Annotated in this window: 5 protein-coding genes; 4 read left to right on the top strand and 1 reads right to left on the bottom strand. The window is 48.4% G+C overall.

Annotated elements, in window-relative coordinates; genetic code table 11:
• Window positions 1-105: 105 nt before the first annotated feature.
• From OXF42_05505 to OXF42_05490, 4 genes are read left to right on the top strand one after another with little or no spacing between them, the layout of a single operon-like run.
• Window positions 106-411, top strand: a complete 306-nt coding sequence (locus OXF42_05505) for a nucleotidyltransferase family protein (protein ID MCY4047546.1) — start codon at window positions 106-108, stop codon at window positions 409-411.
• Window positions 398-742, top strand: a complete 345-nt coding sequence (locus OXF42_05500) for a DUF86 domain-containing protein (protein MCY4047545.1) — start codon at window positions 398-400, stop codon at window positions 740-742. The genes OXF42_05505 and OXF42_05500 overlap by 14 nt, the downstream gene beginning before the upstream one ends.
• Entirely contained in the window at window positions 739-1,107 is a 369-nt protein-coding gene (locus tag OXF42_05495; protein MCY4047544.1) for a cytochrome c-type biogenesis protein CcmH, read from the top strand. Before OXF42_05500 ends, OXF42_05495 begins: the two co-directional genes overlap by 4 nt.
• A gap of 2 nt (window positions 1,108-1,109) precedes the next feature.
• Entirely contained in the window at window positions 1,110-2,627 is a 1,518-nt protein-coding gene (locus OXF42_05490) for a hypothetical protein (protein ID MCY4047543.1), read from the top strand.
• Here OXF42_05490 and OXF42_05485 read toward each other — a convergent pair.
• On the bottom strand, window positions 2,624-4,069 hold the full coding sequence (locus tag OXF42_05485; protein ID MCY4047542.1) for an NAD(P)/FAD-dependent oxidoreductase: 1,446 nt from the start codon (window positions 4,067-4,069) through the stop codon (window positions 2,624-2,626). The genes OXF42_05490 and OXF42_05485 overlap by 4 nt on opposite strands.
• Window positions 4,070-4,110: the final 41 nt, after the last annotated feature.

Raw genomic sequence — 4,110 nt, 5'->3', positions numbered from 1 at the left:
TTATAAGGAGTTTCAGTCGTTCCATAGCAACAGATGGTGTATTATAACACTCTACGGGAGCTGATATTGAAACACAAACAGGAAAACCCTGTTATAATTGGTCTCATGGAGGTTCAAATTCCAGTTCCGAAAGAGAAGATTGCCGAGTTTTGCAAAGCCCGCGGCATAAAGCGTCTTGCGATTTTTGGCTCGGCTCTTAGATCTGACTTCAGACCCGACAGTGACGTTGATGTTCTGATTGAGTTCAATACCGGACGGGTCCCGGGGCTGTTTGGAATTGCCCGTATGGAGATTGAACTGTCCGGCATTTTAGGAGATCGCAAAGTTGACTTGAGAACTCCGGGAGACTTGAGCCGGTATTTTCGCGATGATGTTGTCAAGGAGGCGCAAGTTCAGTATGAGCAAAAATGATACAATCTGGTTGCGCCACATGCTTGATGCCGCAAAAGAAGCGCTTTATTTTGCCGAAGGTAAAACCCGCAACGACCTGAATGAAAGCCGCATGCTTGTTTTGTCTCTTGTAAAGTCCGTTGAAATCATTGGAGAAGCGACTCTTCACATAACAGATGCAACAAAAAACCAATCCTCTGATATTCAATGGAAAGAAATAAGAGGTATGCGCAACCGTCTTGTGCATGCCTACTTTGACATAGACCTTGATGTGCTGTGGCAGACCGTTGAAAAGGATTTGCCATTACTGATTCAAAACATTGAATCTGTTTTAGACAGGCCCGATAAATGACCATCGGAATCTCCGTCCTGCTCGCTTTCTTGTTTCTGTGCGTCCCGTCCTTCGCACAAACAAGCACCAATCGCGAGGACACTATAGCAAAACAACTTATGTGCCGCGTGTGCGCCGGGCAGTCGGTTGCGGAATCAGACTCGCAACTTGCGCGGGACATACGCGGGGAGATTAAAAGACAGATTAAAGAGGGAAAATCAGATGAAGAGATCATTCTTACTTTAAGAAAATCATTCGGGGACGGCATCCTTGCCGAGCCGCCGTTTCGCGGTTTCAACGTGATTGTGTGGCTACTTCCATTCATTGCCGCGCTCACCGGAGCGGCGTTTGCGGCGGACTACATAAGGAGGAATATGAGGAGTTAAAGATGGAAGACGGGACACATGCAAGCAAAAAGCAAACGGCCCTGCTTGTGGGCGTTTTTGCTCTCATTTGCGGAATAACTATCTTCAACCACGAAATGTGGCGGGATGAGCTGCACCAATGGTTAATATCAATGGAAATCTCCTCATTCTCCGATTTGATTGCCAACACAAAATACGAAAGCACTCCAAAACTCTGGTTTGTATTACTGGCGCTTCTCACTAAAGTCTCCCCGTCTCCGGTCTTAATGCAAGGCTTCTGTCTGGCGATTGGAACGGCAATCGCATATGTGTTTGTCAGGCATTCACCTTTTACCGTTACTCAAAAAGCCCTCTTTATATTCGGGTATTTCCCCCTTTACGAACTTTCAGTAATTGCCCGCCCCTATGGGCTTTCCCTGCTTCTTTCATTGATCTTCTGTTCATTGTTCACGTCAAATACCCGAAGACCCCTGCTAACCTCTCTTGTGGCCTTTCTTTTAAGCCAGTCAAGCCCCATGGGACTAAATCTGGGGGCTCTGTGCGGGCTCTTGTTGCTTGTTGATTATGTTTTGAACCGCAAAACTCTGCCGTCTCCCTCAGCTTCCCTCTTAGGGTTAAGCCTCGTATGTCTGGGAGTTTTAGTCAGTTTGATCTCAATGTTGAAAAGCGCCGACAGCAGTCTTTTCACCAAAGGGTTTCTTTTCTCTCTGGACTTTAGGAAACTATATTTTATCCTGGACAAAATGCTTAACGCCTTTTTGCCGATTCCGGTATTTGACACAAGATTCTGGGGCACAAAACTCTACAGGCAATTCTACATACTAAAAGTCCTGGCGCCGGTAATATCAATAGCCATAATTGTTTACTGCGCAAGGGCTTTGAAACATTCGGCGCGAGCTCTGATACTTTATCTCTGTGGAACAGGGGGATTCCTGTTGTTTTTCTACGTTGCCCATTCGGCGGGATTAAGGCATTCGGGGTTTTTCTTCGTTGTATTCATAATGGCTTTATGGGTTTTCTTCACGGAGAAAAAGCCGAAGAGAATCCCGGGTAAATTTTTCAACATAACCAACATTCTGACAATCATACTTTCACTGCACATAGTTGCGGCCGGAGTGGCAGTCGTTCAAGAGTGGCGATTTCCTTTCTCAAACGGGAAACAAACCGCTGAATTCATCAAAAAAGAGCAATTGGACACAATGCCCATGCTTGTATTTCCGGGACCGTTAGCCGCTTCAATTACGGGATATATGAGAAAGGGAACAAAAGTGTTCTTTCCTCAAATGGGAAAGTATTCCACATTTTACGAGTTCCATCCCAAACCACTAAAGGAAGGCGCGCTTCCCGTGGAATCAGTTCTTGAACAAGCAAGAATCCTTGCGGACGAAGAAAAAAGGGATTTGCTTTTAATACTTAACAAACCTGTTGAGAAAAACCTTGAAACACGCTACGGATTGGAGAAAAAAGCCGAATTTACAGACCCGATTATCGCCAAACGCGAGTTCTTCCACATTTACATTATGAGCCGAAAGTTGCCCTAAGCGGTTTTCGGCACATCCCTGCCCCCGGAATCCGAATCCCTCGCCTCTTCAATATACTCCGCATCCTGATTAACCTTCCACACATCGTAAACATCCTTTCCGGCAAGTATGTTCTCAACCGTGAGCATTGCCGTCATCATGGCATGATCCTGATTGTTGTATTTGTGCATGCCGTTCCTGCCGACAGGGCACAGCCCCGGATAACTGCCGGCAAGCGCGGCGCGGACGGTTTCAACATTGTCCGCATATTTGTCATCATACACCGGATACGCCTTTTTCTGCCTTACGACAAACCCGTCCGTTATATCCCCCTCCCGCGCAAGGCCGAGAGTAACAAGTTCCTCACTCGCAAGTTTAATCAAATCCTCATCCGCGCTTGCCCATATTCCGTCCCCCTCAAAGCAGAAATACTCCATCCCGTAACAGTTCTTCCCGGCTTCGGGAACCATATCTGGCGACCACGACTTGAAATTCTGTATCCTGCCCACCTTTACCGACGGGTCGTGTATGTATACCCAGTTGTCGTCAAAAATATCCCTGTCTTTCACGACAAGCCCCACTATAAGAAAATCCCTGTAGGAAAGGGCGTTTGCCGCCCCGGTAACATCGGCGGGCGGAGCGGGCTCAAGGCATCCGACAAACTCCCTTATCGGAGCGGAGGAGATAACAAAATCGGCTTCATAATGAAACTCTTCGCCGCCCGGCGAACGGGAAACCACATCATAGCCGTCCTTTGTTTTGGAAATCCTGACCGCTTCCTGCCCCATTTTGATGACGCCGCCCCATTTTTCTATCTTGCGCCCCGCGCTCTCCCACATCATTCCGGGCCCCTTGCGCGGATAGTGGAAAGAATCAATCAGGGTTTTGATTACCTCGCCGCCCGAAGACCCCCCCGCCCCGAATACGGCGTTCTTTACGGCGGACCACAGGGAGAGCCCCTTTATACGCTGAGCCGCCCAGTCCGCCGATATTTCGGAGCACTTCATTCCCCACACTTTTTCCGTGTATGACTTGAAGAAAATTGAGAAAAGCCGGGAGCCGAACCTGTTGCTGACCCACTGCTCAAAGTTTGCCGGATTCCGGACGGGAAAAGCGCGAGCCTTCAGATACGACAAGACACAGAGCGCCGATTCAAAAACGCCCAAATTAAAAAGGGCGTTGCGGGGCTTGAGCGGGTAGTCAAAAAACTTCTTCTTGTAGTAAATGCGGGATTTCCTCGGTCTTTTGATAAAATCCTCGTCAAGGATTTCGTTCCATAACTCCACAACCTCATCCGACTTGGAGAAAAACCTGTGACCGCCGATGTCGCAACAGAATCCTTTATATGAAACCGTCTTGGATATGCCCCCCAGATAATCGGGGTCGGCCTCAAGGACGGTTACGGAAACGCCCTTCTTTGCGAGAAGATAGGCGGCCGTAAGCCCCGCCGGGCCCCCGCCCACGCAGACAACCTTTGGAGATGACCCGCCAACGGGCCGTGTTT

It is taken from the genome of Candidatus Dadabacteria bacterium, from assembly GCA_026708565.1.
In the GTDB taxonomy this organism is placed as follows: domain Bacteria; phylum Desulfobacterota_D; class UBA1144; order Nemesobacterales; family Mycalebacteriaceae; genus Mycalebacterium.
Note: the sequence above shows the minus strand (reverse complement) of the source record. Positions and strands in the feature narration are given on the sequence as shown.

Excerpts from the sequence above, each read along its gene's own strand:
- OXF42_05505 (MCY4047546.1), top strand. The coding sequence starts at position 106 with ATGGAGGTTCAAATTCCAGTTCCGAAAGAGAAGATTGCCGAGTTTTGC.
- OXF42_05500 (MCY4047545.1), top strand. The coding sequence starts at position 398 with ATGAGCAAAAATGATACAATCTGGTTGCGCCACATGCTTGATGCCGCA.
- OXF42_05495 (MCY4047544.1), top strand. The coding sequence starts at position 739 with ATGACCATCGGAATCTCCGTCCTGCTCGCTTTCTTGTTTCTGTGCGTC.
- OXF42_05490 (MCY4047543.1), top strand. The coding sequence starts at position 1,110 with ATGGAAGACGGGACACATGCAAGCAAAAAGCAAACGGCCCTGCTTGTG.